This window comes from Bradyrhizobium sp. BR14999, assembly GCF_056106085.1.
Genome location: NZ_CM148536.1, coordinates 5,281,380 through 5,307,037 on the forward strand (window position 1 = coordinate 5,281,380; position 25,658 = coordinate 5,307,037).

At 62.8% G+C, this 25,658-nt stretch carries 25 protein-coding genes, 1 tRNA gene and 1 pseudogene; 10 read left to right on the forward strand and 17 right to left on the reverse strand.

Annotated elements, in window-relative coordinates; translation table 11 throughout:
- The first annotated feature begins 116 nt into the window (after nt 1-116).
- Nucleotides 117-515 carry a RidA family protein gene (locus tag ACR9YP_RS24645; protein WP_474217369.1) on the forward strand — a complete coding sequence of 133 codons (399 nt, stop codon included), beginning with the start codon at nt 117-119 and terminating at the stop codon, nt 513-515.
- 49 nt (nt 516-564) lie between these two features.
- On the opposite strand, the gene ACR9YP_RS24650 is transcribed toward ACR9YP_RS24645, so the two are convergent.
- From ACR9YP_RS24650 to ACR9YP_RS24660, 3 genes are all read right to left on the reverse strand, one after another.
- Nucleotides 565-1,110 (reverse strand): hypothetical protein, encoded by a 546-nt coding sequence (locus tag ACR9YP_RS24650; RefSeq protein ID WP_165405230.1) that lies wholly within the window; start codon nt 1,108-1,110, stop codon nt 565-567.
- Nucleotides 1,055-1,405: a hypothetical protein gene (locus ACR9YP_RS24655; protein WP_091897812.1), complete on the reverse strand. Its 351-nt coding sequence runs from the start codon at nt 1,403-1,405 to the stop codon at nt 1,055-1,057. The genes ACR9YP_RS24650 and ACR9YP_RS24655 overlap by 56 nt, the downstream gene beginning before the upstream one ends.
- Before the next feature lie 172 nt (nt 1,406-1,577).
- The gene (locus tag ACR9YP_RS24660; RefSeq protein WP_438108249.1) at nt 1,578-2,165 is read right to left on the reverse strand and encodes a formyltransferase family protein; all 588 of its coding nucleotides are present in this window, start codon (nt 2,163-2,165) and stop codon (nt 1,578-1,580) included.
- Nucleotides 2,166-2,415: 250 nt separating this feature from the next.
- Here ACR9YP_RS24660 and ACR9YP_RS24665 point away from each other — a divergent pair, with 250 nt between their 5' ends.
- Nucleotides 2,416-2,649: a hypothetical protein gene (locus tag ACR9YP_RS24665; RefSeq protein WP_438108251.1), complete on the forward strand. Its 234-nt coding sequence runs from the start codon at nt 2,416-2,418 to the stop codon at nt 2,647-2,649.
- A gap of 5 nt (nt 2,650-2,654) precedes the next feature.
- Here ACR9YP_RS24665 and ACR9YP_RS24670 read toward each other — a convergent pair whose 3' ends face one another.
- Nucleotides 2,655-2,957, reverse strand: a complete 303-nt coding sequence (locus ACR9YP_RS24670; RefSeq protein WP_027575377.1) for a hypothetical protein — start codon at nt 2,955-2,957, stop codon at nt 2,655-2,657.
- A 189-nt stretch (nt 2,958-3,146) separates the two neighbouring features.
- On the opposite strand from ACR9YP_RS24670, the gene ACR9YP_RS24675 reads away from it, so the two are divergent.
- Nucleotides 3,147-3,359, forward strand: coding sequence for a hypothetical protein (locus ACR9YP_RS24675; RefSeq protein ID WP_438108253.1), 213 nt, complete (start codon nt 3,147-3,149; stop codon nt 3,357-3,359).
- A 71-nt stretch (nt 3,360-3,430) separates the two neighbouring features.
- Here ACR9YP_RS24675 and ACR9YP_RS24680 read toward each other — a convergent pair whose 3' ends face one another.
- Both ACR9YP_RS24680 and ACR9YP_RS24685 read right to left on the reverse strand, forming a co-directional pair.
- Entirely contained in the window at nt 3,431-3,658 is a 228-nt protein-coding gene (locus tag ACR9YP_RS24680; RefSeq protein WP_438108255.1) for a hypothetical protein, read from the reverse strand.
- 82 nt (nt 3,659-3,740) lie between these two features.
- A complete protein-coding gene (locus ACR9YP_RS24685; RefSeq protein ID WP_474217370.1) occupies nt 3,741-3,965 on the reverse strand; it encodes a hypothetical protein in 225 nt (74 codons plus the stop codon).
- 150 nt (nt 3,966-4,115) lie between these two features.
- On the opposite strand from ACR9YP_RS24685, the gene ACR9YP_RS24690 reads away from it, so the two are divergent.
- Nucleotides 4,116-5,195 carry an AI-2E family transporter gene (locus ACR9YP_RS24690; RefSeq protein ID WP_128941147.1) on the forward strand — a complete coding sequence of 360 codons (1,080 nt, stop codon included), beginning with the start codon at nt 4,116-4,118 and terminating at the stop codon, nt 5,193-5,195.
- A 146-nt stretch (nt 5,196-5,341) separates the two neighbouring features.
- Complete coding sequence (locus ACR9YP_RS24695; RefSeq protein WP_091897831.1) at nt 5,342-5,731, forward strand: NUDIX hydrolase; 390 nt, start codon at nt 5,342-5,344, stop codon at nt 5,729-5,731.
- A gap of 300 nt (nt 5,732-6,031) precedes the next feature.
- On the opposite strand, the gene ACR9YP_RS24700 is transcribed toward ACR9YP_RS24695, so the two are convergent.
- Entirely contained in the window at nt 6,032-6,271 is a 240-nt protein-coding gene (locus tag ACR9YP_RS24700; RefSeq protein WP_474217371.1) for a hypothetical protein, read from the reverse strand.
- A gap of 748 nt (nt 6,272-7,019) precedes the next feature.
- On the opposite strand from ACR9YP_RS24700, the gene ACR9YP_RS24705 reads away from it, so the two are divergent.
- On the forward strand, nt 7,020-10,127 hold the full coding sequence (locus tag ACR9YP_RS24705) for a DEAD/DEAH box helicase (protein ID WP_474221111.1): 3,108 nt from the start codon (nt 7,020-7,022) through the stop codon (nt 10,125-10,127).
- A 1,384-nt stretch (nt 10,128-11,511) separates the two neighbouring features.
- Nucleotides 11,512-12,180, forward strand: a complete 669-nt coding sequence (locus ACR9YP_RS24710) for a hypothetical protein (RefSeq protein WP_474217372.1) — start codon at nt 11,512-11,514, stop codon at nt 12,178-12,180.
- A gap of 93 nt (nt 12,181-12,273) precedes the next feature.
- Here ACR9YP_RS24710 and ACR9YP_RS24715 read toward each other — a convergent pair whose 3' ends face one another.
- Nucleotides 12,274-12,450 (reverse strand): hypothetical protein, encoded by a 177-nt coding sequence (locus tag ACR9YP_RS24715; RefSeq protein ID WP_438108263.1) that lies wholly within the window; start codon nt 12,448-12,450, stop codon nt 12,274-12,276.
- 548 nt (nt 12,451-12,998) lie between these two features.
- Nucleotides 12,999-13,157 (reverse strand): hypothetical protein, encoded by a 159-nt coding sequence (locus ACR9YP_RS24720; protein WP_164934919.1) that lies wholly within the window; start codon nt 13,155-13,157, stop codon nt 12,999-13,001.
- A gap of 1,158 nt (nt 13,158-14,315) precedes the next feature.
- On the opposite strand from ACR9YP_RS24720, the gene ACR9YP_RS24725 reads away from it, so the two are divergent.
- A complete protein-coding gene (locus ACR9YP_RS24725; RefSeq protein WP_370987257.1) occupies nt 14,316-14,591 on the forward strand; it encodes a hypothetical protein in 276 nt (91 codons plus the stop codon).
- Nucleotides 14,592-14,734: 143 nt separating this feature from the next.
- On the opposite strand, the gene ACR9YP_RS24730 is transcribed toward ACR9YP_RS24725, so the two are convergent.
- The 5 genes and pseudogenes from ACR9YP_RS24730 to ACR9YP_RS24750 form a co-directional block, all read right to left on the reverse strand.
- Nucleotides 14,735-15,178, reverse strand: a complete 444-nt coding sequence (locus ACR9YP_RS24730) for a hypothetical protein (protein ID WP_474221216.1) — start codon at nt 15,176-15,178, stop codon at nt 14,735-14,737.
- A gap of 250 nt (nt 15,179-15,428) precedes the next feature.
- Nucleotides 15,429-15,803, reverse strand: a pseudogene (locus ACR9YP_RS24735) (hypothetical protein); the annotation flags it as partial.
- Between the two features lie 1,354 nt (nt 15,804-17,157).
- A tRNA-Lys gene (locus tag ACR9YP_RS24740) sits at nt 17,158-17,233 on the reverse strand.
- A gap of 319 nt (nt 17,234-17,552) precedes the next feature.
- Nucleotides 17,553-20,219, reverse strand: a complete 2,667-nt coding sequence (locus ACR9YP_RS24745; protein WP_474217373.1) for a glycosyltransferase — start codon at nt 20,217-20,219, stop codon at nt 17,553-17,555.
- Between the two features lie 216 nt (nt 20,220-20,435).
- Nucleotides 20,436-21,023 (reverse strand): beta-1-3, beta-1-6-glucan biosynthesis protein, encoded by a 588-nt coding sequence (locus ACR9YP_RS24750; RefSeq protein WP_370987471.1) that lies wholly within the window; start codon nt 21,021-21,023, stop codon nt 20,436-20,438.
- A 331-nt stretch (nt 21,024-21,354) separates the two neighbouring features.
- Here ACR9YP_RS24750 and ACR9YP_RS24755 point away from each other — a divergent pair, with 331 nt between their 5' ends.
- Nucleotides 21,355-22,914 (forward strand): glycoside hydrolase family 17 protein, encoded by a 1,560-nt coding sequence (locus ACR9YP_RS24755; protein ID WP_370987260.1) that lies wholly within the window; start codon nt 21,355-21,357, stop codon nt 22,912-22,914.
- Here ACR9YP_RS24755 and ACR9YP_RS24760 read toward each other — a convergent pair.
- A complete protein-coding gene (locus ACR9YP_RS24760; protein WP_438108267.1) occupies nt 22,874-23,254 on the reverse strand; it encodes a hypothetical protein in 381 nt (126 codons plus the stop codon). The two genes, ACR9YP_RS24755 and ACR9YP_RS24760, sit on opposite strands and share 41 nt — an antisense overlap.
- A gap of 154 nt (nt 23,255-23,408) precedes the next feature.
- Between ACR9YP_RS24760 and ACR9YP_RS24765 the strand changes: the two genes are divergently transcribed.
- Nucleotides 23,409-23,555: a hypothetical protein gene (locus tag ACR9YP_RS24765; protein ID WP_474217374.1), complete on the forward strand. Its 147-nt coding sequence runs from the start codon at nt 23,409-23,411 to the stop codon at nt 23,553-23,555.
- Between the two features lie 127 nt (nt 23,556-23,682).
- Here the strand turns inward: ACR9YP_RS24765 and ACR9YP_RS24770 are convergent, their stop codons facing one another.
- Both ACR9YP_RS24770 and ACR9YP_RS24775 read right to left on the reverse strand, forming a co-directional pair.
- The gene (locus tag ACR9YP_RS24770) at nt 23,683-23,937 is read right to left on the reverse strand and encodes a hypothetical protein (protein WP_438108269.1); all 255 of its coding nucleotides are present in this window, start codon (nt 23,935-23,937) and stop codon (nt 23,683-23,685) included.
- Nucleotides 23,938-24,121: 184 nt separating this feature from the next.
- Nucleotides 24,122-25,537, reverse strand: a complete 1,416-nt coding sequence (locus tag ACR9YP_RS24775; RefSeq protein ID WP_438108271.1) for a hypothetical protein — start codon at nt 25,535-25,537, stop codon at nt 24,122-24,124.
- Nucleotides 25,538-25,658: the final 121 nt, after the last annotated feature.

A 25,658-nucleotide genomic window follows, 5' to 3' on the forward strand; every position in this document is an offset into this window, starting at 1 on the left:
AAGCCGGTATCAGCGACATCGACGCCGTTTGCAACGGTCAAATCTGCGGATGCAGCGATGCAGCTCAGTGTGCTAAGGCGTCAGCGAACGACGAGAAAATCGGGAGGTCTTCGCTCATGCGCATCTTGCAGCCGGCCGAGTGGAAAAAACCGCGCGGCTTTTCCCATGGCGTCCTGGTCGACGGCCCGGGGCAGTGGGTGGTGCTGGCCGGGCAGACCGGCGGCGACGAGAGCGGCAACTACGCGCCCGACATGGCGGCGCAAGTTGCGACTGCGCTGAAACGGATCATCAAGCTTTTGGGCGAGGCGGGCGCCGGCCCGGAGCACATCGTCCGCCTGACCTGGTACCTGACCAGCCGCAGCGAGTATGAGGCCGCCGGTACCGGCATCGGCGCGGCCTGGAAGGAAACGCTGGGACGCAATTTCCCGCCCTCGACGCTGCTCTACATCGGCGGTCTCGTGGACGAGCGGGCCAAGGTCGAGATCGAGGTCACGGCGTTCGTGCCGAATGCATAAAAAAGACCCGGCGAGGTCGCCGGGTCGATGGTCTTGAATGTGATCTGGCTCAGCGCGTCATCGAGATATTGGCGCCGCGGAATTGGCTGTCGGCGCGCAGCGTGACGGTCTGCTTGTTGCCGCTCGTCCTCAACGCGATATTGGCGTTGAAGCCGGCGGCGGAGGCGACCACCTCGAAGTTTCCGCCGCCGCCGCGGCCCTGGAGCGAGCCGCTGATATTGCGGCTGGCCTCGGACCAGTTGCCGGTGATGGCGCTGCCCTCTGCCTTGACGCTGGCCCCGAGGTTGAACTTGTAGGCGTCGCTGGCGCAGGTCAGCGACATTTCCATGGTCGGACCGATCGGCGCGTATTTGGCCCGGCAGCGGATCCGCTCGGTCGAGCCATCATCGAGGATGACAGTACCGCCGCCGCTCCAACTGCCTGCCATCGGGGCAAACGGGCCGGCCTGCGCCTTGCTTTCGGTGTGGGCGATACCCGCCGCAAACAAAACGGCGGCCGCGATCAGCAGCCGCCGGCCTCTAGCGCGAGCCTCAGTTGGTTTATTGGCGCGATGCTTCCCACCGCCCGCTGCATGGTATGCCTGCAGATGCTCCATTCCACTTCCCCGATCCGGCGTTGCCGTTGAGTTGACCGTTGGCATATGCACCATTGATCGAAACTTTCACAAGTCCCTCACGGCCGATGGTGCCGGAAACGTTAGCGCCGGGCGCGGTGATCTTGCCGTCGGCAACCGTCAGCATGGAGCTTGCGGTCGGTTCGCAGGAGCCGCTTTTGGTCACGATCGTGACCTGCCAATTGCCGTCATAGGGACCCTGGGCGAAGGCGGGAGCGGCGAGGGTGCCGGCGAAAACTGAGGCGGCACAGAACACCGCAATGCGACCAAAACGCATGAATTCCGTCCTTGAACTTGTCTGATATGCTGACGTTTATTCGGACGAAATGTGACGGAAATTTGTTGCAATGCCAAATCGAAAATTGTTCCTGTGGGAACAATGGTTTATTTGGGTTCTTGGCTCCGATTTTCGAAGCAGAATCAACGCGGGCTCACGTTAAGGGTAAACGTCAGTAGAGACTCGGCGCCGAGGTCGCGAACTGCTCGTCCTGAACTTTGGCCGGCAGCGCCTTGTGAACCTTGATGTAGTCGATCACGTCGGCCAGCAGCTTGAGGCCGAGAGGCGCCAGCGCGCGCTCCCAGAGCTCCCGCGCCGTCTCGCCCTTTTTGACGAAGCACCAGTCCTGGGCGGCGATGGCGCCCGCGTCCATGCGGTCGGCGAGGTGGTAGATCGTGCCGCCGGCGACCGGATCGCCTTGCTTGATGGTCCATTCCACTGCCGCCTTGCCGCGGTGGCGCGGCAATAGCGAAGGGTGATAGCCGATCCCGCCATACTTGGCGGCGGCGAGCGCGTCCTTGCCGATCCGGGCGTGGCTGTGCGCCGTGATGATCAGATCCGTATCGGGGCCAATCTCGGAGGCCACCACCAGCTTCGGATTGGCCTGGACCACCACCTCGATGCCGGCCGCCCTGGCGGCCGCGGCGAGGCGATCCTCGGCATCGGCCACTACGACCCGCACGATCGAGACGCTGTGCTCCCGGAGCATGTTCAGGGTGGTCACGCCGAAATGGCGGGAGCCGACGAGGGTAATGCGCATTGATGTCCGATCTGTCTCGCAGCTGCGTCATCCCCCGATATCACGTCCGGACGTCCTGTCACCACCCGCGCTGCGTTTGCGCGGGTTATCAACAATGCACAGCGCATCACGACATCATCTGATGGTAATACGTTCTCAACCAGCCTGGCGTATCGACGAATCCGTCGCGGATTTGTATTGCGTAGCGCGACCTGAGAATGTCCCGCCGGCGTGGGTGCGCCGCGCGGGCCTTTTGGCCGGGACCAATTTCATGCCCAGCGCGATTGAGCAGATCGTCGACACCTATGTCCGACTGAAGAACCGGCGTGGCCTCGACGAGCTGATGATGCACCGGCAGCGGCTCGCCGTCGATCTGAAGAGCAGGTCGGGCTATGATTTCAGCCTGCCAATCGGCCAGATCGACGAGGAGATCGCGATCATCGAGGCAGGCCTCGGCCGGCTGAAGGCCGAAAGCGCGGGTCTCGGTCCATCGTCTCCTGTCTGAACCGTTCAGTCGCGCCGGCCACCGTCAATGACCGTGAACAGCGGCCGCGCCGGGGTCGGCTCGACCAGGAGCTCTTCCACCAGTGCGGTTGCCGCATCGACATATTTGCGCGTCGGCTTGTCGAGCGGACGCTTGGCCTCGTCGTCGAGCGCGACTTTCGCAGCCTCGACCAGCTTGCGCATGCGCGCCGCGTGATCATCGCCTGCCGTCAGCGTCGCGCGTGCCAGCGAGCGCAGCACGAACAGCTCGCCCTCGAGACGGAGCAGACGGTCGTTGAGCCTGGTGAGGACGGCGTTGAGGTCGGCCATGGCTGATGTTCGGCGCGGATGATCCGCCCTGATCTAGCGGCGATCGGTGAACGGAGTCCAAACGCCTACGGCGCAATTGGGCAGATTTTCCGGCGATCTCGCCGATGTGACCGGTTGTGACGCGCAGATGAATGGTGCGAGCAGGTTCTGCTGACCACATGATGGGCGGGGACGTCAGGAGCCCGTGCGATGCGCTCTGTCTTGGCTTTGCTTGTTCTGATGTCAGCGTGCACCTCGGCTGCCGCAGCGCCGAGGCGTGACGCGCATCCGCGGCACCATGTCGTGGTCCGCCCCGACACGCGCGCGGTCGTGTCGCCCGGCTGGTACAGGTTTCCCGGCTATCGGCCGATCCCGCCGTCGGAGAACAGGAATCTCGATCCCTCCAATTTCGGTGGCGGCTGATCGCGGCTCACAATGCGGTCGGTGAACTAGCTGGCTTTGCAGGGCAATCGAGCGCGACCGATGCCTCGGCCCTACCATCCAACCCCCGCCCAGCGCCGTCCGAACACGGGCGGCTTGGTCTTCACTGCTTCCCAGCCGAAGAAGTGATGCTTGCCCGACCAGCTATGCACCACGCTGCTACAGATGCTGCACTTGAAGCTGCCGGAATGCTCTTCGGCATGTTCTTCCCTTGTCGCGGTGTAGCTCATGCTGCAACCCGCACAGGTGAATTCTTCGATCGTCCAGATGCTGTTGGCCATTGCACAGAATGTTTTTTGGGGACCTCAACCCACGGTAGCCACGGGCCTTTGCAGCGGCGTAAACTGGCCCAGAGAAATCCCCTTAACGGGCGTTAGCCAAGCTAGGCCGCAAGTCGCGGTCAATGCGCATCTGCACGCGCCTGATGGCGAGCAGCGGGAGCTTGCCTTGCACCCGCCCGGAGCGGACCCTGTCGCCGATCGCATAGGCATAGCGCCAGTAGCCCGGCGCGGCATTCGGCTTCAGCGAATAGTGGACGCCGCGGTGACTCCCCGCATGTGCATCAGGCTCTCTGGGTCCGGCCGTCATCGTCCTCAAAATGCCGATTGGTCCGATGCGTTCCTAGTCAGCGGATCGTGCGGGAACCGGTCGCCTTGACGCCCGGCTTGTTGCTGGCAATAACGGCTAGGCCTCGCAAGCGCCGGAAGTTGCGTTCATGTCGCAAGGAAAGCTGTAGCCGTGAAAAGTCTCCGTCAGCTCCTGACGGGTGAGGATATCATCCAGCTCGTGATCCGGCTCGGCCTGCTCGGCCTGCTGATCATCTGGACCTTCCTGATCATCCGCCCATTCGTGCCGATCCTGGCCTGGAGCGGCGTGCTCGCGGTCGCCTTCTATCCGGCCTTCAGCTGGGTCGCCAAGATCCTCGGCGGCCGGCCGAAGACCGCGGCAGCGATCCTGACCCTGATCACGCTTGGCATCGTCATCGGTCCTGCGACCTGGCTCGGCCTCAGCGCCGTCGACGGTGTGCGGGAGTTGGCGCACCAGCTTAGCACCGGCGACCTCGCGCTGCAGTCGGCACCGGAGCAGCTCAAATCGTGGCCAGTGGTCGGCCCCTGGCTCTATGATCTCTGGGACCAGGCCTACACCAATATCCGCGCGGTGCTGCGCGAGGTGGCGCCGTATCTTCAGCCGCTGGCGGGACCGCTGCTGTCGCTCGCGGGCGATGCCGGTCTCGGAACGGTCCAGTTCCTGCTTTCGGTGTTCGTCGCCGGCTTCCTGTTTCCGCACGGGCCGCGGCTGGTTGCGGCCGGCCGCAGCTTCCTGTTCCGGATCGTGCCCGAGCAGAGCGAGCATTTCCTGGAGCTTGCGGGCGCGACCATCCGCGCCGTGGCGCAGGGCGTGATCGGCGTCGCGGTGGTGCAGGCGCTGCTCGCTGGCTTCGGCTTCAAGCTCGCGGCCGTGCCGAGCGCCGGCCTTCTCGCCTTCATCGTGCTGCTGCTCTCGATCGTGCAGATCGGCGCCTTCCTCGTGCTGCTGCCAGTGATCATCTGGATCTGGACCGCCAAGGACGTCACCACGGCGCTGTTGCTCACCGTGTTTCTCGTCCTGGTCGGCTTCATCGACACCATGCTGAAGCCGCTCGTCATGGGGCGCGGCCTGACCACGCCGACCATCGTGATCTTCGTCGGCGTGATCGGCGGCACGCTCGCCCATGGCATCGTCGGCCTTTTCATCGGGCCGATCATCCTGTCGGTGGCCTGGGAGATGATGATGGCCTGGATCAGGACGGAGGACCGTCCGAAGGTGAGCGAGGGCTGATCTCGCGCCGCGACGGCGCGCTCGGTCCGCCATGTCGCACCAGGAGCGCACGGCTCCGCGGTCTGTGATCAAAATGCGTCCTGAACTTGTCTGTTCGACTAGACAAGAGACGATCTGGACGATTCTGGTTTCGATCTACGGCAGTAATGGCGAAGTCTTCCAAGCTGGTTGCCGCAAGGCGCGGCAAGGTGTTGTTGGTCAGACGCCGGTCGGACGGCCTTTGGATGTTCCCAGGCGGCCGCAAGCGTGCGCGTGAGTCCGCGAAGGACTGCCTGCGGCGGGAGATCAAGGAAGAGCTGCCCGAGCTGAAGCTCGGCCGGATCAGTCTTTGGAAGGAAGTGAAGGCGAGAAACAAGCGCTCCGGCCGCAAGATGAGCGATGCGATCTTCATCGCCAAGGGCGCCAAGGGCAGGCTAGCGATCGGCGACAAGAAGGAGATCGACCGCGCCGCCTGGCAGAAGCCCCGCGGCATCCGCCTGACGCCGACCTCGCGCTACATCCGCGACCGCCTGTTTCCGCGAAAGCCGCGGCGGTGAGCTAATCCTCTCGCCCCGGTGTTGGGAATCCTCTGCGAAGAACAGCACCACTTCGCAGCTCGGACATTGCCTGGAATAGCCGTCCTGCAACCGGCCGGCGCGATCGCGAAACACGCCCTTGCAGCGCGTGCACTGAATCTGGACGAAACTCATGCGCGATCGACAATGACTGTTGAAGTGGGGTGTTCAGGTGATCCCAAATGTCTGAAGAAAGCCTGAATGCCTTCCCGGCTTGTCGGACAGGCTTGGTGACAGCCAATGCGGGTAAGTGGGCCGCTGTTCGCAGAATGCGCGCAGCCGCTATTGCTTGGCGGCCATGGTGTCCAGACGGTGGTTGAGATAGGCGGTGCGATCCCTGGGCAGCACCTTCTCGAGATCCGCCTTCATCGCGCATTCGCGCTGCCGCAGCTGCTCGGCCCGGCGCTTCTCGGCCGCCTCCCGATATTCGGGGGCAACCTTGCTTGGGTCGACCAGCGCCTGTGAGCGTGCGGGAGCCGTTGCAAGCAGTGCGATGGCCGCGATGAAAATGAATGGTTTCAAATGAGCCTCCGTAAAAGGGAAATCCTAGCGCGCGGCGCGTGGGCGCTCAAACCGGAAGGATCCGGTACCCAGTTCCGGCAGGTCGGATCATCAGTGCGTCGACCGCGCCGGCAGACATCTGGCCCACTTTCTTGGAACGACTTCGCTCGGCGCGCGTAGATTCTAGGCTCACGGCCCATCCCCAACCCCAAAAGCCCCCGGGCCGCGAGAAAACCTTCCCCACAAAGGTTGGCGACCTCAGCGCCTTCGCACTGAGGTCGTTTTGGCGCAAATCGTGTGAACCAGTTCACAAACGCTCGGCAAGATCGCTGCTATGAAGACGTCATTGCTTAACCGCTTCATTTTGAACGAACGCCCCAGCGTGGCTCCAAGCGCTGGGGCTTTTTCGTGCCTGCCGGTGAGTAGAGCGTCTCGATTGTATTGACTTTCGCGTCGAGAGCATGGACCGCATTTCACGCGTCGGAACGGAGCCAGTTCCGATCTGCTGGACGATCAACGGCCAAGCTGCCGGGATCGCGGATGACGTCCCGGACGTTGCCCACGAGCGTGCGTTCGCCGGGCAAATCCCATATGCATGGCGCCGAGCAGCCGAATCAGGATGAGAGCGGCTCGCGTTCAGTTGCCGGCGGTTTACGACCAGAGACGGATTCAAGTGAGGCTTTCCAAAAACGCGCGGGCGACCAAGAAGTCGCCCAAGAAGAGCAAGGGGTCGCAGCGCGCAACGATCTCGTCTTCGTCGCCCCTCGGGATGATGGCCCTCCATCTGCTTGCACAATGGAAGCAGTCCGGACGCAGCGGTCTCGTTTTTCTTGCCGAGAGCGAGAACAGGGCCGAGCGGCTGGGCAGTGTCATTCACGCGCTCGACCCTTCCTGCGAGGTTCTGGTGTTTCCGCGTTTGAACACCTTGCCGTTCGATCAGTTGGAGCCATCCCACGAACTCGCGGGGCGCCGAGCCTCGGTCCTGCGACGCCTCGCAAGATCCAAGAAGCCGCTCTTTCTCGTTTCGACGGCGGAAGCCGTGATGGAGCGCCTGCCGCCGCCTGCGAGCCTGTCGCGCCTGAGCGTGAGCTTGAAGGTGGGCGGCGCGTTCTCCGAGCGGGACCTTGAGGCGCGCCTCGAAGCTCTCGGATATGATCTCGACGACGAGCCGGACTATCCGGGCGGGGCGCTGTTTCATGGCCAGACCTTCGAGATATTTCCCGCAGGCGCGCTGGGGCCGTTCCGGATCGAGCATTCGGATCGCGCGATAAGACGGATCGTGGCGTTCGATCCGAAAGAGCACGACATCATCTTCGAGACCAGCGAGCTTCTGGTCGATCCCATGTCGGAGCGGCTTGCCTTTGCCGGCAAACGCGGCAAGCGCGCGAGCCTGTTCGATTATTGCGGGCGCGCCAAATGGATCGCCGATGCAGGCGTGCCGTTGCACGCCGACGCGTGGCTGAGCACGATCGAGGAAGCCGCGCCCCGTGCCGAGCGGGAGCGCGAATATCTCGGGCGGGCTGACTGGAAACGGCTCGCCAAGGGCATGAAGGCGTTGCCGCGGACGGCGCCGCTCCAGACCACGCCGGAATTTTCGAAGCTGACATCCGCAAGGAAGGCGCTCCGGGCCTTCGTCGAGGAGACGCGGCGGGCGGGTTCGCGCCTGATCCTCGTCGCAGCGCAGGAGGATGATCTGCGCGTGATGGAGCGGATGAGCGGCGTCAGGGCGCAGCGCTGCGAAGACTGGGACGAGGTGACGAGCGGGCGGAACGGCGAGACGGCGCTGCTGGCCGATCTCGATGCGGGCTTCGTCCTGCCGGGGAAAAAGCCTCTTGCCATCGTGACGGCGTCCGACGTGCTCGGCAGCCGGGCGCATCATCCCCAGCCGATGGCGCGCGCCTGGAGTGCGGCTTTCGATCATGCCGATGTGCCCGAGCAGGGCACGGTGGTCGTCCATCTCCAGCGCGGCCTTGGCGTTCTCGACGGCTTGCAGACCGTGAACACCGGCGGCGGCGCGCTGCGGGAGATGATCCGCCTGAAGTTCGCAGGCGACAACGCGGTGCTGGTGCCGCCGCCCGATCTCGCTTTGATGTGGCCTTACTCAGCCGAGCTCGGCAAGCTCGCGCTCGACAAGGCGGACGGCAGCACATGGTGGGCACGCCGCACCTCAGCCGAACGCGAAATCCAGATCGCGGGCAAGGTTCTGGCCAAGCACATCAGCCAGCGCCGGCGGCGGCGCGCCGAAAAGCTGGTTCCGCCGGGATCGGCCTACGAGAAGTTCGTGGCGCGCTTCCCTTATTTCACGACGAGCGACCAGGCCAAGGCGATCGCCGACGTGCTGGATGATCTTGCCTCCGGTCACCCCATGGACCGGGTGATTTGCGGCGACGTCGGCTTTGGCAAGACCGAGGTGGCGCTGCGGGCGGCCGCCGCCGTGGTGCTGTCCGGCAAGCAGGTGGCGGTCGCGGTGCCGACGACGGTCTTGGCACGGCAGCATGTCGCAACGTTCCAGAAGCGCTTTGCTCCGTTCGGCATCGAGGTCGGCAACCTGTCGCGGGCGACATCAGGCGCGGAGCTGCGCGAGACCAAGGAGGGATTGCGCAGCGGCCGGATCAAGGTCGTGATCGGCACGCAGGCGCTCACCGGCAAGGACGTCAAGTTCGATGATATCGGCCTCGTCATCATCGACGAGGAGCAGCATTTTGGCGCGGCCGAAAAGGCAAAGCTCTCCGGGCTCGCCAAGAACGTTCACGTGCTGATGATGAGCGCGACGCCGATCCCGCGGACGCTCGCCGCCGGCCTTGCCGGCTTCCGCGACCTCAGCGTGATCGCTTCGCCGCCGGTGCACCGGCTTCCGGTCGCAACCCGGATCGCACCGCTCTCGGATGCCGCCATCGCCTCCGCGCTGCTGCGCGAGCAGCGGCGTCACGGCCAGAGTTTTCTGATCTGTCCGCGCATCCAGGATCTCGATCCCATGCTGGCGCGGGTGCAGGCGGTGGCTCCCGACCTGCGCATCGTTTGTCTGCACGGCAGACTGGCGGCCGACGAAATCGACGACCGCATGATGAGCTTCGTCGAGGGCAGGGCCGACGTCCTGCTCGCGACCAACATCGTGGAGAGCGGCCTCGACATTCCCCGCGCAAACACCATCGTGGTGTGCTGGCCCGAAAAGTTCGGCCTTGCCCAGCTGCACCAGCTCCGCGGCCGAGTCGGCCGTGGCGGTATCCGCGCCTTCGCCCATCTGCTGACCGAGACGGAGTCCGGGCAGTCCGAGAAGCGGCTGGCGGTGCTCGAGGAGTTCAGCCGGCCCGGTGCCGGCTTTGCCATCAGCGAGCGTGATCTCGATCTCAGAGGCGCGGGAGACCTGTTCTCGGACCAGCAATCCGGCCACGTCCAGGTGTTCGGGCCCGTGCTCTACAGCCACCTCCTGAAAATGGCCTCGGAGAAGGTCGATGAGGGCCGCGCCGCGGTATGGGTGCCCGACCTCAATCTGCCGGTCGGGGACATGCTTCCCGACACCTACGTGCAGTCCGAGCCCGTGCGCCTCGAACTCTATGCACGCGCCGCACGATGCAATGACCAAGACGACCTCGACGACCTCGAGGAGGAAACCTCCCGCCGCTTCGGCCCGCTGCCGAAAGTGGCGCGCGACTTCTTCGCCGCAGCCTGGCTCAGGATCGAATGCAAGCGTAGGGGCATCATCCGCCTCGACGTCGGCCCCGGAGCGGTCGCCGCGACGTTCCTGCCGGGGCGCTTGCGGAAGTCGCGGGGCAAGTCACTGCAACGCGACGGCGATCGCGTCGTCTATCACAGCCCGATGCGGGATGCGCCGTTCGAGCGGGTGGAGGAGTTGTTTGACTTGCTTGATGAGGGGTGAGGGGGCGCTTGCGCTTTCGTCAGCAGCTTGACGTCATCTCCAGCGCGGATCACGCGTCCGCGTCGTTGTCGTATTTGATTTCGTGGTCCAGTCGGGCCGGACGGCACGGCTTTGGCCTGCTTCGGTTGGCAGAGCTAGAACTATCTCAGCGACCGCTTCTTCAACTGCGAATTCGGAGCGGGAACCCTGTGCCACAATTATAGTTAATTGGCTTGGCGATGGAGATTGTCCGATGTCCCATGCCATCCCTCCGGTCATTGTCGCGATTGTCGTAAGCTCATCTCTGTTGGTCCTGGCACAAGCAGGCGGCGGAAATGCAGGGTCCGCCGGAGCGGGCATGGGGACGGGGGCGGGTAGCGCCAGCGCTGGCGGGTCGGCACCTTCTGGAATGGGGACGAGTGCAGGCATTGCGGCTGCCTCAGCGCCCCCAGGGATGGGGACGAAAGACACCGCCACCGGCGGAAATCCGGGCACCAACAGCCAACCGACAAATCCGAACATTCAGCCCGCCACGCCTGCGAAGTCGCGCTCGGCAGCCCAGGCCGCGAGAAATGCCGGGGTTGGTCATGCCCAAAACGGTCTGCCGATCGGCGCGATTGGGAGCGGCACGAGCAATGAGGATCAAATGACCACTGGCCTGGCGTCCTCCCGAAACAGGTCGGCAACACAGGCTCAAGGTGGTTCAGAAGGTCAGCCAGGGAGGGGCACGAGCATTTCGGACCAGATCAGCCGGCCGCGAGCCGCACGAGCTGGCGACAAGGTGCTGGACGCCAACGCGCAGGTCGAGCGACGAACAACTGTGTCGCCCAGACGCGTTCCCAGCCCGACAGGGCCAGGTTTGTAGTCTGCGAGCGAAGGGGCGAAGAGACAGGATGGGCGCAATGGATCATCGCGCCCCGTTCCCATTTTACCGTGGGACCAAATTGGCTGCGCATAACAGTTGAACCTGTCTGAGCGGAGTTTGGAATCCGCCGCCTAACCGATCGGCCACTGCGCATTGATTGGTGAAGGAGTTGGTACCCGAGCCCATCCTCTCGATTGAGCGACTAGCCAAAAACGTAAAAACAACCCCATGCACAGTAGCTAAGTGCTGCTGGCACAATGCCTTCTGCATTCGTCGCGAAATCCGGTTGACGCGTCGGGCAAAACAGTGGCATTCTGCCATTCTTCGGAAAATCCGTTGTGGAGAAATCTGCTGCTGGGGTGAGGGGCTTAACCCCCGTAATTGGCCGGAGTCGCAGAGCCCGTCAGCCGGCCAGGCCGCTAACGTGGAATTAATCCAAAAAGCCCACAATTTTAGACAGTTGTGTATGGGTGCTGCGTAAAGGAGTCGTCGTGAGGACGCTCCAGGGGGCGGCTTCCTTTTGCTCGCTCATTGGGGTCAATGCACGTGACCACGACTTTCGAAACGGAAGGCTTCGCCGAAGAGCTCGACCCTGCAGCACTTGCAGCCGCCGCAGCAGCACACGAACCCGCAGCCGCGGAAGCTCCAGTGCCGATCAAGCGGTCCAGCCGGAAATCGGTCCTGGCCCTGTCGGTGTGTGCCTTGGCCATCAATGGCTCGGCGGCGATCTATACGTTGCCGTCTGGTTTTCCGTCGTTGAATGTCGGCAGCTTGGCTGAACTGCTTCCGCGCCAAAAGGCTTCCGCGCCAAAACCGGATCCGGTCGTCGCTGCCTTGAAGGACATTCAGTCGGCCCAACAGCGACAGACTGCCTTGCTGAAGGAGAACAATGATTCAGCGCAGCAGAATGCAGCTCTGCTGCAGCAGGATTCATTGGTGCTGCTTTCCCTGCGACAGAGCATTACGGACGAACGGGTCGACGTTAGGAAGATATCTTCGCAGCTGTCGACGCTGATCGCCAAGGTCGACACGCTGCAAAGTGCATTGATGTCGGACGTCACGTCCTCCATTCGAAGAGCGCATGCTCGCTATGGACTGTCCGCAGCGATGCGCAAACGGATCGCTCGGGAATCGAAACCTGTGGGGCCCGTTTCGGTTGGAGGAGCGCCGCTGAGCATGCCCGCTACAGTTTCAGCTCCGGAAAGCTGAAGGACGTCAAGCGGATCACTTGGGGCCATATCCGCGCGACCCAGTAAGCGAACGGGCCTATGCTCGTGCGCTGGCGACTGATCGCCGCCGGCATCAAGTCCATGACCACTCGAGCATCGCCGTTTCAACTTGGTCAGCCAGGACCGTGAGGTGGCTCGCAAGCCGGTCGAACAGTTCGCGCTTGGCGGGTTCGGTTGCCAGATCGCGGATCAGGGCGCATTCGGCCGCATCTTTCCGGAGTTTCTCGAGCTGGGCCAGATAGTCCTTCATTTGCAATGACTCCGCTCTCCGTAATGGAACGGTACAGGCAATGTACGAAAGCGAACAGACGTGGTTGCCGCTTTTTCCTAGTCTTCGGTGGGCTTTGGCCTTCCCCAAAGGTCCAAGCACCTCCAGCGGCCCCGGCCTCGACCCACCCAAAAGCCCCCACGGCCGGGGCCGTCACCACGGCGCAGCACTTTCAACGGGAACCATCGCCTCGCCACCGCATTTCTTGATTGCATAGTTTTCCCGGCTGTCCGGCCGGGTCCTTGGGTGTCGTGGGGGCGTTTAATGGGCGCTTGTGATCGCACCGCTGTTCTGAAGCAGCGTGTCGACGAGCTTGTTTCCGGGCTTTCCGAGTTAGAAAATTTGCGATCCCGCGTCATCGCAGCCGAGCACATGCAACAGGGGCATAGCGTCGACCGCAAACCGGCCGCAGCAACTCGCCGGACTGCTAAGCCCAAATCATCATCGGCAAAACCCGATCGCCCAAAAAAGCACTTGGCGCGGCCGCCCAGCGAGCAATGACTGATCTGAGGCCTGATTTCCACGTCCAGTCACATGGGGCCAAAGGCGCTCACGAGCCCGATGGTGATCGGGACCAGCGCAACGATTGTCCATAAGGCAGGCGAACTGGAGGACAGGCCGGCGAAAAAGATCAAGACACCGAAGCCGACGAGGGCCACCGAGATGGCGTATGCGAGCGCTTTTTCCATCGCTTGATCCACAGGGAACACTGGATGGATTGCGCCTGTAGGATTCCCTGCCGGTCGAAACGTTCCTATGCCGAATATCCGGCTCAAGCGGTGGATTGGCACCTTTGAGTCTTTGACCCGTCGCGACCCCAGGTGCCGCCTCGACGCGCGCAATTCTGCGCCAAGCGGAGTGGGCCATGTCTGTCTCTGGAGCATCACGGACGAGCGGGTCGACGTGAAGAATTTGGCTCGCCTGTTGGGCGATTAAGGGAAGCCTCCTGCTGGCCAAGCTCTATGGCGTACTGATGCTGGAAGAGCTGCGCTAAGGGCAGTGGAGGCTCGCTGGTTCACGCTGGTGGGCCCCTGTGCTACAATCCACGAGCGATCGGCAGCCGCCGCCATCGCGTCGATCGCCGATAACTAAGCTGGTTATCGACAAACGTAAGTACTCTGTGGCCGTGGTGCCGAGCGTCCGCCACTTTTGCATTACTGGCTCCGGCGCGAAGCATCCCGATCTTTTCCTTGCAATGATTAGATCATCGTTCATGTAGGGAGTTGTTTAATGATTAGGCTGATTTCAATTGCTTCCCTCACTCTGGCTCTGACCACCGGCGCTGGACAGGCGCAGCAGAGCACGCCTCGCGGAGGCTCCCCCCAAAGTTTGGAAAGATGCAAGCAGCTCGCTAGCGAACGTGGTTTCTCGAGTGCGGGTGGGATTATGAAAGGACAAGGTCGCGCAAAGCGAGAGTTTGTGATCAATTGCATGCGCGGAAAGCAAATCTAAGCAGGTCGAACGGGACATCTTCGGACGGCTCGCCGGTTCACGCTGGCGGCTGTCCCACTCGTCCTAAAACAAGACGCTGCCGGGCTCGAAATACATGTCCCGGCAGCGTTTCCTTCTCAAACTGAGCACTGAAATCCCAGTTGGTTTCGACTGTGCAACGGCCATGCCACAGGTGTGTGACACGGCCCGCCAGCTACGGGCGGGCCTTTGTCCTGGTCCATCGATAGTTCTCATGCGCGGTCGGCTGCCGTCCGTATCTAACCCTCAGTGTCCTAACTTGATTTTGGGAGTGTCCTAATTCATTCTCAGTACTGACAACATTCACAAGCTCTGTTCACGCACGACGATTTGGGAGGGGCGCTCCAGGACCGTGACCCTTCGCCCGCGATGATGTCATGAAAGGCATGCAAGCCCACTTAGAACTACTTCGCGGGCAAATCGCAGAATGCGAGCGCATGCAGAAGGCCGCAAAGAGTCAGCTCCAGCGCAACGTGTTCGCAAGGCTGCTCGCGCGCTACAGGGCTATCGCGGTCGAACTGGAACAAGCGATAGCAAAGATGCCTCCTCCAAACACTTTCCGAGATCGCACCAAGCAAGCGCGGCAAGCTGCCAAAGAGTACGGCGACGACCAAAGGAAGCTAGCCAAGAAGCTCCGCCGCAAAATGAATTAAGGCCGCCTCAGTTGGCGGCCTAACTATTTATCCTCGGTCCAAGTCTGTTCGCCGCACTCGCACTCGAACATGCGAACCGCTCCATATTACGGTGACAGCACTGTCACCGTAATATGGTCGCAAGTGCTTCCACAGCATCGCGCTCATTGGGCATCGCGGATCCGGATGCCTGGCTCGCCGCGGACATAGAATTGAATACGCGAGATCCTACGCTGGAGCCATTGCGCAAGCTGCTTGTGCCGGCTTTCGGTGTACGTGGCAACGACTGCAGCGACAACATTCGCTACCAAGACGGCTGGGATAAAGATCAGCCATCCGCCATCTTTCCAGAGCAGGAAGGCCGGATACATCAGGGTGTGATGAATGAGATAGAGGGTGAAGGAATACCCGGCGAAAAACCGGACGATCTTTGCAGGCCACGGAGAGGCGACGATCCGTCCTGGCTGCGTCGCCACGACGACTCCTAGAACAAAGAGCACGAGGAAGGGGTAGGTTATGGGCTTGTATTCGAGATATGCGCGGGTCGTCGCCACATAGGCGACGATCGAGCCGACGGCGAGCAGGGCGCCCAGCGTCCTGCTTTGCAAGGCAACGGACCTCAGGACGACATAACTGTAAGCGCCTGCCAGCCACAGGGTAAAAAGCGATCGACCGAGACCGTTGTCCTCTTGGAGAGCCCCAAACATGTAGTGGAGGGGGATCTGACCGAAAATGATGGCTATCGGTATCAGGACAGCCGCCCGGGCAGGCGTCGCCCCAATGAAAAAACAGCGCGCCAACGAACAGATAGATGTGCCACTCGATCACCAGTGTCCAGAGCGGGCTGGCAGAACCAATGATCGGCCATCGTAGCAGGCTCAGGTGCTCAAGCGGACCGCGGTAGGTTTCGATCATCAGCAAATTGGCGAGAAAGATCGTCGGACTTCGACTACCCTCCAGGACGCGATCGCCAATGAGCCAAATGGTCCCCGTGTCGACGAGGACCACAAGCAGAAGGCATGGCACAAGGGCAGAGTAGATGCGGGCGGCTCTATCAATGAAGAACTGCAAGAAAGTGTAGCTGGGGTTTCTCGATTTCTCGAGCAGCGTATAACTAATCAGGAATCCAGAAAGCACGAAGAACAGTAACACGCCGACATTCTGGGGCAGAGGGAGCCCGGACTGGCGGAGTTCTGGCAGGAAGAACGAGATGCCATGACCGATGCAGACCATCTGGGCTGCGATGGCGCGCAGTGAATCCAGGGCTAACGACGTGTCGTTCTTTGATCCATCCAACGTAAACTGACTACAGCTCAATTCTTGTCTCTCGCGATCAGTTCAGATGCATATGGCGTCAATCTCGACGATTAGTTGAACTATTGCAATATGTGTCTATGTGTTTCCAAGTTCTGCGACGGCGCAGTCGGTCTGGGCAGCAGAATGATTGGAACTGGCAAGTGAGCACGCTGCCCCAGTTCAATCGTGATGGCTTGATCTCCGTCACGAACAGAATCGTCGGGCGAGCCCGAGATCGCCGCAGCCGATGGTCGATTTGCCAGCACAATGCCCACGAGCTTTGCTGGGTGGCCATTCGCGACGTTATTGGAGCTGATTGGTGAGCGCGCTGGGGCTCGAACCCAGGGAATTACGGTGACAGTGCACTTAACTAAGGGGCACCCGTTCCGTGGCACATTAAGTGCACTGTCACCGTAATGGTCGTAATGGGCCTGACCTCAGCTCTGCGGCTGCCGCATTCGCCGCAGACGAAACGCGGCTCGATATCAGACAAGTGAACATCGTCAGGCCGGCGATCGGCGTTCAGAGCCACGTGATGGCTGCAATGGCCGCTCAAGATCACCTTCGGCCAGGTGCGCGAGATGGGTTTGCGCGGAGTCCTGGTCTACTGCGGCCGGCCGTCGGCGTGCGTAGGAGTGTGGCGGCGTGCAGGGCGAAGCATGCCGCGATCAAAGCGGCATTGTAAGTACCTCGCAAATTATCGATCCCTTGGGGCTCATCCGTCGCGCGAGCTACTGCGCGTCGTGGGTGGGGAAAAGCTCCGAGGGCGGCGGTTCTATATGGAGGAGCCAACGGATCCGCAGGGCTCACGGGTTATGAGCACGTGCCCGTGCCGCCAATTTTTGAGCACATGACCGTTCCAACATTGATGGTGCTTTTGAGCGAAGCCAATCGAGGCCATGATAGTTAAGGCCACGACGACACACACGGCTACGAGGTTACGCGTCATTGTGCCACTCCACGGTAAACTGTGACTGGCTACTCGGGCATCATACTGAGCGGTGGCGGCCGATCAAAAACACAAAATCCACCGCGTGAAGGCCTCACGGGTGGTGGTCAGATTGGCGCCGTGTCCAAACACGACGACCAGAACGACCCAGCCCACCGTCGACACCGCATCCATAACCAGCCCCTCTGCCAACCCAGGGCAGGATGGAATTGGCGGGCCCGCGGTGTCGTTGAGTCAAATTGACTCACCCGCGCTGAGCGCAGCAGTCGATTTGCCAACACAAGTGCCCACAGAGCACTTTTTAGGTCGGCTCGTATTCCGGGCTAAATATTTGATTTGGCTTGGTGAGCGCGCTGGGGCTCGAACCCAGGACCCCGTGATTAAAAGTCACGTGCTCTACCGGCTGAGCTACGCGCTCCCATGGCCGCTGATGGCTTGAAGAGGATCGCCATCGTGTTCGGTCATTTCGAGAAGCATGTCTTGCCGCCGCGCTCGACTTGCGTTGCGGGGAAAACCGGCTGTTTCCGGATCATGCTGTCAGCCCGCGCTGTGTAGGGGGAGTGGCTGCGGAGGTCAATAGTGGGAGTGGTTGCCAAAGTTCTTGGCAGGGGCAGGGATTCCATCGGTATCCCCGCGGCTTAGCTTGGGATTTTCAACCTTATTGGCGGATGGTCATCCACGCCGAAGAGCACGTGACTTTTAATCACGGGGGGCAGGCGCCCGGGTTGGGCCGCCCGTCACTTCGCCTCGCGCCGGACCTCGTTCGGCACCGGCTGCGGCGTACCGGGGGTCGGCAGGGCGACCGGGCGGAGGCCGATCAGCTCGGCGGAGCGGATCGCGCTGTCGCGCCAGAACTGGAACGAGTTGATGCGGCTGAGCTCGAGGATAGCGATCGCGACCGCGGCCAGGAACGGCAGGCTTTGCAGCACCAGGACGCCGGCGAAGACGTAGATCTCGGTGATCTGCCGGAAGCTGTTGCTGGCGATCAGGACGCCGGCGCCGATCACCAGCAGGGTGCCGATCACGGCCTCCCAGAACGCCTGGAACTCGATCGACATCCTGCTAAGGCCGCCCTTGGAGGTGCGGGCGAAGGCGATGTGCTCGGTGATGAGGCCCTGCGCCACCGCGCGCGACACCGTCCATTGCACGCTCATCGCCGCGATCATGGCGCCCAGCATCTGGCCGGGCTTGATCGCGACGCGGGCGCGATACATCGACAGGAAGTGCACCAGCGACACGATGAAGGCGCCGATGATCGGCAGCGTCAGGATCTTGTCGGGGATGGCGATGTCGGCGAAGGCGACGATCGGCACCCAGACGAGGTTGAGTAGCGCCACGACCACGCCGAGGCTTTCGGCGCCCAGCCAGTTCAGCCAGCCGAGGCCATATTCGCGCTTCTGGTCGGGCGTCAGCCGGCTCTTGCCGGGCAGGAACTGTCGCCAGTGCTTCTTCACGATCTGGAGGCCGCCATACGCCCAGCGGTGACGCTGCTTCTTGAAGGCCTCGTAGGTGTCGGGGAGCAGGCCCTGGCCGTAGCGATGGTTGGTGTAGTGGGTGGTCCAGCCGAGCTCCTGGATCGCAAGGCCGAGATCGGAGTCCTCGCAGATCGTATCCGACGACCAGCCGCCGGCCATGTCCATCGCGGCGCGGCGGATCAGGCACATCGTGCCGTGCACGATCACGGCGTTGAGCTCGTTGCGCTGGACCATGCCGATGTCGAAGAAGCCGGCATATTCGCCGTTCATGATGTAGTGCATGATCGACAGGCCGCCGTCGCGATGCTCCTGCGGCGCCTGCACCAGGCCGACGCGCGGGTCGGCGAACGCCGGCACGAGGTCCTTCAGCCAGTCGGGATCGACGACATAGTCGGCATCGAGGATGCCGATGATCTCGGCATCCGCCGCGGTGCGGTCCATGGCGATGCGCAGCGCGCCGGCCTTGAAACCCTGCACCTTCTCGGCGTTGATGAACTTGAAGCGTTCACCGAGCGCACGGCAATGGTCCTGGATCGGTTGCCAGAAGGCGGGATCCGGCGTGTTGTTGATGATGACCACGCATTCGTAGTTCGGATAGTTCAGCCGCGACAGCGCATCGAGCGTCTGCTTCAGCATCTCGACCGGCTCGAAGTACGCCGGGATGTGGATCGAGACCTTCGGGTAGTAATTCTCCTGCACGTTCTCGACCGGCTTGCCCTTCGTGATCAGCCGCTGCGGTGGCCGGCCGAAGGCGACCGCGGCGATCTCGTCGATGCGCGCCATCGCGATGAGGACGAGCGGAACGAGCAGGATCATGCCCAGCGTCAGCGCGAAGGCCGAGCCGAAAATGAAATAATGGCTGTTCCAGAACGCGAACACGGTGGCGGCCCAGGCGCCGACGCCGTTGGCAGTTGCCGACAGCAGGAAGGCCTGCTTCGCGGTCGGTTTCTCGAGCCGCAGGATCGGCAGTGACAGCAGGATGCCGACCAGCAGTGCGATGCCCATCAGCTTCCAATAGTCGGGGTTCTCCACCGGGCCGGTCCAGGCGAATTTCGGCTCGCGGCTGGCGTTGAGGATGCCCCAGTACGGACCGACGCCGCCTTCGAAGAATTTCCAGGGCTGATCGATCGCCTCGACGATGTTGTATTCCATGCCGATGGCTTCGGCACGGCTGACGAAGTTGCGCAGGATCAGCGCCTGCTGGAACGGGCCCGGATCGGCGTTGCGCAAATTGTAACCCTGGCTCGGCCAGCCGAACTCGGCGATCACGATGCGCTTGCCGGGGAACAGGTTGCGCAACAGGTTATAGCGGTCGACGGCCTGGTCGACCGCCTGGTCCGAGCGGAAGTTTTCCCAATAGGGCAGCACGTGGGCGGCAATGAAATCGACGCTGGAGCCGAGGTCGGGATTGTCGCGCCAGATGTTCCAGATCTCGCCGGTCGTGACCGGCACGCGGACCGATCCCTTGACCTTCTTGATCATGTTGATGAGGTCTTCGACCTTCTGCTCGCCGCGGTAGATCACCTCGTTGCCGACCACGACGCCGACGACGTTGCTGTTCTTGCGGGCGAGCTCGATCGCAGCCTTGATCTCGCGCTCGTTGCGATCCTTGTCCTTGTCGATCCAGGCGCCGACCGTGACCTTGAGGCCGAATTCGGCGGCGATCGGCGGCACCAGCTCCACACCGCCGGTGGACGAATAGAGGCGGATCGCGCGCGTCATGGTCGACAGCGTTTTCAGGTCGGCGCGGATTTTCTCGATCGTCGGGATGTTGTCGATGTCGGGGTGGGCCGAGCCCTCGAACGGTGCGTAGGAGACGCTGGGCAAGAGGCCCTTGAAATCAGGCGCGGGTTCCTTGTCGCGCAGGACTCCCCAGAGGCCGGCGTGGAGCGCGGACACAAGCAACAGAACGGCGGCGACAACGCGCATCGCGGCTAAACCAATAGGGGCTGAGGTGGCAGGGCAGCGGATCCGACCCCGAGATCCGACCGAGTCCGCGGCAAAGGGAGCATACCTCTGCCGCGCGGTTTCACAACTGTCATGGCCTCATGTCCTTATGAGGGCATGGCCTTTTCGAACGATGCGTGGCAGTGCCAACCGTGTCTATGGCCGATCGTTCCTGAACGACAGCTGAAACGATCGCGGCTATTTCTGGGGCGCGGGCGTCGGGCTTGGCGCAGGCGAGGGGCTGGCGGCCGGCTGGGGAGCTTGCGAATTGCCTGAAGCCGGCGCTGCAGTTTGCGAGGCGCTCGCCTGCTGCGGCTGGGAGGCCGGGTTGATCCAGCAGGCGTGCACGCGGCTGTCCAGGGTCTCGGCGACCTTGGGGTCGATCTGCCCGCCGAAGCGGGTCAGGCAGCGGAAGGCGGCCTGGATGTGGCCGCCGGGGCAGCCGAAACGGTCGTAGAGGTCGAGATGGCGGAACGCGGTATCGAGATCATCCCGCCACATCAGCCGCACCACGCGCCGGCCGAGCCAGACGCATTCGGGATTGCCGGCGGGGCCGTTGATGACCTGGGCCGCTTCCGCGAATTCGTCGGTGCGGCGCTGGTTCTGGGCGGCGTCCTTGGCGGCGTCGGCGGGTTGGGCGGCGGCCTTGCTCTGGTCGGGGGCGGGCGAGCCGCTCTGGGCGTAGGCGCCACCGAGACCGGCGAGAACGAGAAGGCAGGAGACGGCCAAGGTGGCGGCGAACTGCCGCAGGACCGCATTTCGTAACTCGAACACCCGTTGCCGCATGAATTCCCCAATATGTCCGCTGACCGTCCGCATCCCGACCTCGCGGACGCGCCGGTGATGGCGTCCAAATGGGTCTCCAATGCGGCGGAAAAGTCCTTGGGAGTCCATGACCTGTATTTGGAATTTTGTCCAGCAAAGTCACGATGCTAGGCCCCGGTCGAACGGCCGCAGCAAAAAATCCGTTGGGGGGAGGAACTGATCCGCACCTGGACACCCCCTTGGCAGACGGCGTGCAAGCAGGTAATCGACGGGCCCTTCGCGGAGGACGGAACCGATTTCTCTTCGTACGCCACTGGCGCTTCTGCTCGTTTCACTGGGTGCGATTGCTGCCGTGTGGTGGTGGTTGGCGACGCCGATCACGCTCGCACGTGCCCCGATCGATCCCGCCGAGAAGGTCCAATGCGTCTCCTACGCACCGTTCCGCGGCGAGCAGTCGCCGCTGGATGCGTGGACGCATATCGACGCCGACCAGATCGAGCAGGACCTGCGCCAGCTCAAGCAGATCACCGACTGCGTCCGCACCTATTCGATGGAGAACGGGCTCGACCAGGTGCCGGCGATCGCCGCCAAGGTCGGCGGGCTGAAAGTGCTCCAGGGCATCTGGCTCTCCAGCAACCGCAGCAAGAATTTCGAGCAGGCCGCGCTCGCGGTTCGCCTCACCAAGGAATTCCCGTCCATCATCACCGCGTTGATCGTCGGCAACGAGGTGCTGCTCCGCGGCGAGATGACCACGGCCGACCTCGTCTCCATCATCCGCTCGGTCAAGGCGCAGGTCAGTGTGCCCGTCACCTATGCCGACGTCTGGGAGTACTGGCTGAAGAACCGCGAGGTCTATGACGCCATCGACTTCGTCACGATCCATATCCTGCCCTATTGGGAGGATTTCCCGGTGCGCGCGAAATTCGCAGCGAGCCATGTCGAGGCGATCCGCGAGCGCATGGCGGTGGCGTTTCCGGGCAAGGAGATCCTGATCGGCGAAACCGGCTGGCCGAGCGAGGGGCGCATGCGCGACGGCGCGCTGCCGTCGCGCACCAACCAGGCGCGCGTCGTCTCGGAAATCCTGAGCCTTGCGAAGGCACAGAAGTTCCGCGTCAACCTGATCGAGTCCTATGACCAGCCGTGGAAGCGCAAGCTGGAAGGCACCGTCGGCGGCTATTGGGGTCTGTATGACTCGGTGCGCCGGAGCCTGAAATATCCGCCGGGCGAGCCGATCAGCAATTTCCCGTACTGGAAATGGTACATGGGCGCCGGCATGGGCCTCAGCGTGCTGGTGTTCGCGGTGGCCGGTCTCACGCTGCGCCGGCGGCCCTGGACGCCGCGCTTCTCGGCCTGGCTCGGTGTCGGCATCTCGGCGACGACGGCGGGCATCCTGCTCGGGATCGGCGCCGACAAGATGTATTACGAGAGCTACGGCATCGGCGGCTGGCTGCTCTGGGGCGCGCTGCTACTCGCCGGCATCCTGTCGCCGATCTTCTGCGCGCAGGCGATGGTGATCGGCCGCAGCCTCCCGACCTTCCTCGATCTGCTCGGCCCGCGCGAGGGCCGGAAATGGTCGAAGCTCACCGCCGTGCTCGGCCTGACGCTGGCCGTGACCGCGGTGATCGCGGCGCAGACCGCGCTCGGTTTCGTGTTCGACCCGCGCTACAAGGATTTTCCCTACGCCGCGCTGACGATGGCGGTGGTGCCGTTCGCGCTCTTGATGTTGAACCGGCCGCAGATCGGTCAGCGTCCGATCGCGGAGGCGGTGTTCGCAGGCGTGCTGGCGCTGTCGGCCGTCTTTGTGCTCTTCAACGAGGGCCGCGAGAATTGGCAGTCGCTGTGGACCTGCGCGATCTACCTTTTGTTTGCGCTCACGCTGTGGCGGGCGCGGGCCGAGCAAATCCAAGAATGAACAGGCCGATCGCAAGGCCCGACAGCACGACATTGTAGAGCACGATGCCGAGGCCAGCGGCGATGACGCCGACGGTGAGCAAAACGATCGACGGCCGCATCAGGTTCAGCGTCGCAACCACCAGCGCGACGATGCCGAACACCGAATTCTTGAACAGCACGGTCGAGACCGAGCGCGCCTTGCAGATCAGCGTCTGAAGTCCGGCATCGCAGGCGAGCGCGACTTGCGACAGCTCGATCGCGAGGTAGCGCAGATAGAGCGCATAGCCGACGGAAACGAAGCCGACGACGATCAGGAACTGCACCTGGTAGGACGTGAGGCGGAAGGGTTTTTTTCTCATGGGGGCAATATGGTCGGGATGGCGCGGGCAGGCAACAGGGCAGGCGATGTTTCTGTTGGTTTGGCTCGCCCGGGCAGCCTTTAGGAACACGCGAGGGGCGGGCTGAGTTCTGAATGTTATGACGTCCAACGCATGTTGCCTTCAAGGAGTGAGCATGGACAAGCCAACTCAGGAGCAGCTGAACGAGCTCAAGAGGTTGAGCAAGGAGGCGCGGGTGGAGGATTGGTCGGAAATCGTCCAGTCCAGGCATGAAGCGGAGATGCGCATTCGGGATCTGAAGGAAAAGGCGCGCATCGAGTAAATCATCGCGTGCGCAAAGAGCCATCAAATTCGACCCTACGTCTTCCGGCTCTGTTTCCAAATGCAGACCGGCGCCTGATCCTTTGATCAGGCGCCGGCTATCGAAATTACAAAGGCGAGGCGCAGCCTCACTTCTTCTTGGTGCTCGAGCCCGTGGTGTTCTGCATCTTCTGTCCGGGCGCGCTTTCCGAGTGGCCCGGTCCCGCTGTATTGGTCTGGTGACCGGGCGCGTATTCGGAGGTGCCGGGAGCTGTCGAAGGCTTCGTCGTGTTCTGCATCTGCTGACCGGGCGCGTTGCTCGAAGCGCCCGGCGATTTCGTCGTTTGCGCGAGCGCCGAGGATGCCGCCAGAACGACGGCCGTCGCGATGATCAATTTCTTCACTTGTACTTCTCCTTGGTCATGGACGCGGGCACGAGCGATGTCGCGCGTCGGCCGCTCCGGTTCAGAACCGTGATAACTTGGCAGCCGGTGGCTGGTTTCGGTGGTGGACCGAAATTTAAGTCTATCGAAGCGCACAGGAACACGCCGGCATTCACCGCGCGTTCAGGTGGAAGCAGATTCTGACCTACCGCCGGAAGAACGACGACAGCGTCGATCCCGCAGACGCTGATGCCGTCTCCGGCTTCGCCGGCGCCGGCTGGGCCGCGGGTGCAGGCGCGGGCTCCTCACGCTTTGACGAGCGCTTCGAGGAGTAGTTGTGGCGGCGCTGCGGCTTCTCGGGCTTTGCGCTGGGCGCGGGCGCGGTTTCGGCTTGCGGTGCCGCGTCCTGGTTCTTCTCGGAGCTCTTCTCCTGAACCCTGTCCTGAGTCTTTTCTTGTCTCTTGTCTTGCGCCTTCTCTTGCGACTTCTCTTGGCCGCCGCGCATCGACAGGCGCTGACCGTCGAATACGGTGGTCTCGCAATGGCGGTCGTTCTCGGTGAGGCCGGCGCAAAGTTTTGCGGCGGCGGCGGCGTTGATCAGAGGACCGGCACCCAAGCGGAGCTGCATGCCGAGGCCGGTGGCGCCTTCCTTGATCATGATGATCGGCCGCAGTGCTCCAACTTCGGGATTGGATTTCGTCACGCCGCGCCAGAGTGCGCGCAGGCCGTCGATCGAGTTGGCGCCGCCGAGGTCGATCGCAAAGCGCGTCTGCTGGACTGCGATCGCGGGGGCTTCGGTCTCGGCTGCTTCCGGCGGCTTCGTTGCTGCCACGACGACCTCGGTTGGAGCAGGAGCCGGCTCGGCCTTCTTCTCGGCGGCCTTCTCAGCTGCCTCGGGCTGAATCAGTTTGGACGCGGCCGGATCCGGCGGCGCCATAATCGACTTGGACGGCACCAGCGGAAGGGTCGGCAGCGCCGATGTCGTGGCCGGCGACTGCTGCACGAGCGAGGCGGCAGCCGCGGTCTGCGGCGGCGGGCTCGAGGACTCCTTCACAGGCGCCTTCGGCGTGTCCTTCGCAGTATCCTTCTGAGTATCCTTCGCAGTTTCCTTGGCGGCTTCAGTGCGCGGCTTCTCGCTCGCCGGAGCTGGCGTCGAGGCGACCGGCGCCACGCTGGGAGCTGCGGTCGCTGGCGCGACATCCTGCGGCTTGGCGCCTTGCGACGGCGCGGCGCCCTGCTTGGCGATGGCACCGGTGACGGAATCGAGACCCTGCTCCAGCACCGTGACGCGTGAATAAAGCCGGTCGCGATCGCTGTTCAGCGTCTCGATGGCGGCGGCGAGCCGGCGCGCCTCGTTCTGGCTCTCCTTGGTCAGCATCTGGAGCCGGTCGGCCTGGCGCGCGAGATCGGCGGAGGCGACCTGGTCGCGCCGCCAGCTGAGCTGGGCCTGATTGGCCATCACGGCGATGACGACGGCCCCCACGGCTGCGACGCCCCACGAGCCCAGCCGCCACATCATGCGCCGGTCGAATGCGCTTTCCTCGGCCAAAAGTCCGGAGAGCAGCCCGCCGGTCTCCTTGGTGCCGAAGGCATCCGCCAGTGGGTCGGAATCCTTTGCCATGAACGTTAAGTGCCCAGCCCTGTCCGGCTTCCCCGAATCAATCAGGGAACATTAACAGGAAATACGCCCCGCACTTGAATTCCGGGCGTTTGCGGGGGTAGCAAGGCGGGAGCATCAGGGC

Bases quoted from the DNA above. Each gene is read 5' to 3' on its own strand.
- ACR9YP_RS24645 (WP_474217369.1), top strand. From the start codon at position 117: ATGCGCATCTTGCAGCCGGCCGAGTGGAAAAAACCGCGCGGCTTTTCC.
- ACR9YP_RS24650 (WP_165405230.1), bottom strand. From the start codon at position 1,110: ATGGAGCATCTGCAGGCATACCATGCAGCGGGCGGTGGGAAGCATCGC.
- ACR9YP_RS24655 (WP_091897812.1), bottom strand. From the start codon at position 1,405: ATGCGTTTTGGTCGCATTGCGGTGTTCTGTGCCGCCTCAGTTTTCGCC.
- ACR9YP_RS24660 (WP_438108249.1), bottom strand. From the start codon at position 2,165: ATGCGCATTACCCTCGTCGGCTCCCGCCATTTCGGCGTGACCACCCTG.
- ACR9YP_RS24665 (WP_438108251.1), top strand. From the start codon at position 2,416: ATGCCCAGCGCGATTGAGCAGATCGTCGACACCTATGTCCGACTGAAG.
- ACR9YP_RS24670 (WP_027575377.1), bottom strand. From the start codon at position 2,957: ATGGCCGACCTCAACGCCGTCCTCACCAGGCTCAACGACCGTCTGCTC.
- ACR9YP_RS24675 (WP_438108253.1), top strand. From the start codon at position 3,147: ATGCGCTCTGTCTTGGCTTTGCTTGTTCTGATGTCAGCGTGCACCTCG.
- ACR9YP_RS24680 (WP_438108255.1), bottom strand. From the start codon at position 3,658: ATGGCCAACAGCATCTGGACGATCGAAGAATTCACCTGTGCGGGTTGC.
- ACR9YP_RS24685 (WP_474217370.1), bottom strand. From the start codon at position 3,965: ATGACGGCCGGACCCAGAGAGCCTGATGCACATGCGGGGAGTCACCGC.
- ACR9YP_RS24695 (WP_091897831.1), top strand. From the start codon at position 5,342: ATGGCGAAGTCTTCCAAGCTGGTTGCCGCAAGGCGCGGCAAGGTGTTG.
- ACR9YP_RS24705 (WP_474221111.1), top strand. From the start codon at position 7,020: ATGATGGCCCTCCATCTGCTTGCACAATGGAAGCAGTCCGGACGCAGC.
- ACR9YP_RS24710 (WP_474217372.1), top strand. From the start codon at position 11,512: ATGCACGTGACCACGACTTTCGAAACGGAAGGCTTCGCCGAAGAGCTC.
- ACR9YP_RS24715 (WP_438108263.1), bottom strand. From the start codon at position 12,450: ATGAAGGACTATCTGGCCCAGCTCGAGAAACTCCGGAAAGATGCGGCC.
- ACR9YP_RS24720 (WP_164934919.1), bottom strand. From the start codon at position 13,157: ATGGAAAAAGCGCTCGCATACGCCATCTCGGTGGCCCTCGTCGGCTTC.
- ACR9YP_RS24725 (WP_370987257.1), top strand. From the start codon at position 14,316: ATGAAAGGCATGCAAGCCCACTTAGAACTACTTCGCGGGCAAATCGCA.
- ACR9YP_RS24745 (WP_474217373.1), bottom strand. From the start codon at position 20,219: ATGCGCGTTGTCGCCGCCGTTCTGTTGCTTGTGTCCGCGCTCCACGCC.
- ACR9YP_RS24750 (WP_370987471.1), bottom strand. From the start codon at position 21,023: ATGCGGCAACGGGTGTTCGAGTTACGAAATGCGGTCCTGCGGCAGTTC.
- ACR9YP_RS24760 (WP_438108267.1), bottom strand. From the start codon at position 23,254: ATGAGAAAAAAACCCTTCCGCCTCACGTCCTACCAGGTGCAGTTCCTG.
- ACR9YP_RS24765 (WP_474217374.1), top strand. From the start codon at position 23,409: ATGGACAAGCCAACTCAGGAGCAGCTGAACGAGCTCAAGAGGTTGAGC.
- ACR9YP_RS24775 (WP_438108271.1), bottom strand. From the start codon at position 25,537: ATGGCAAAGGATTCCGACCCACTGGCGGATGCCTTCGGCACCAAGGAG.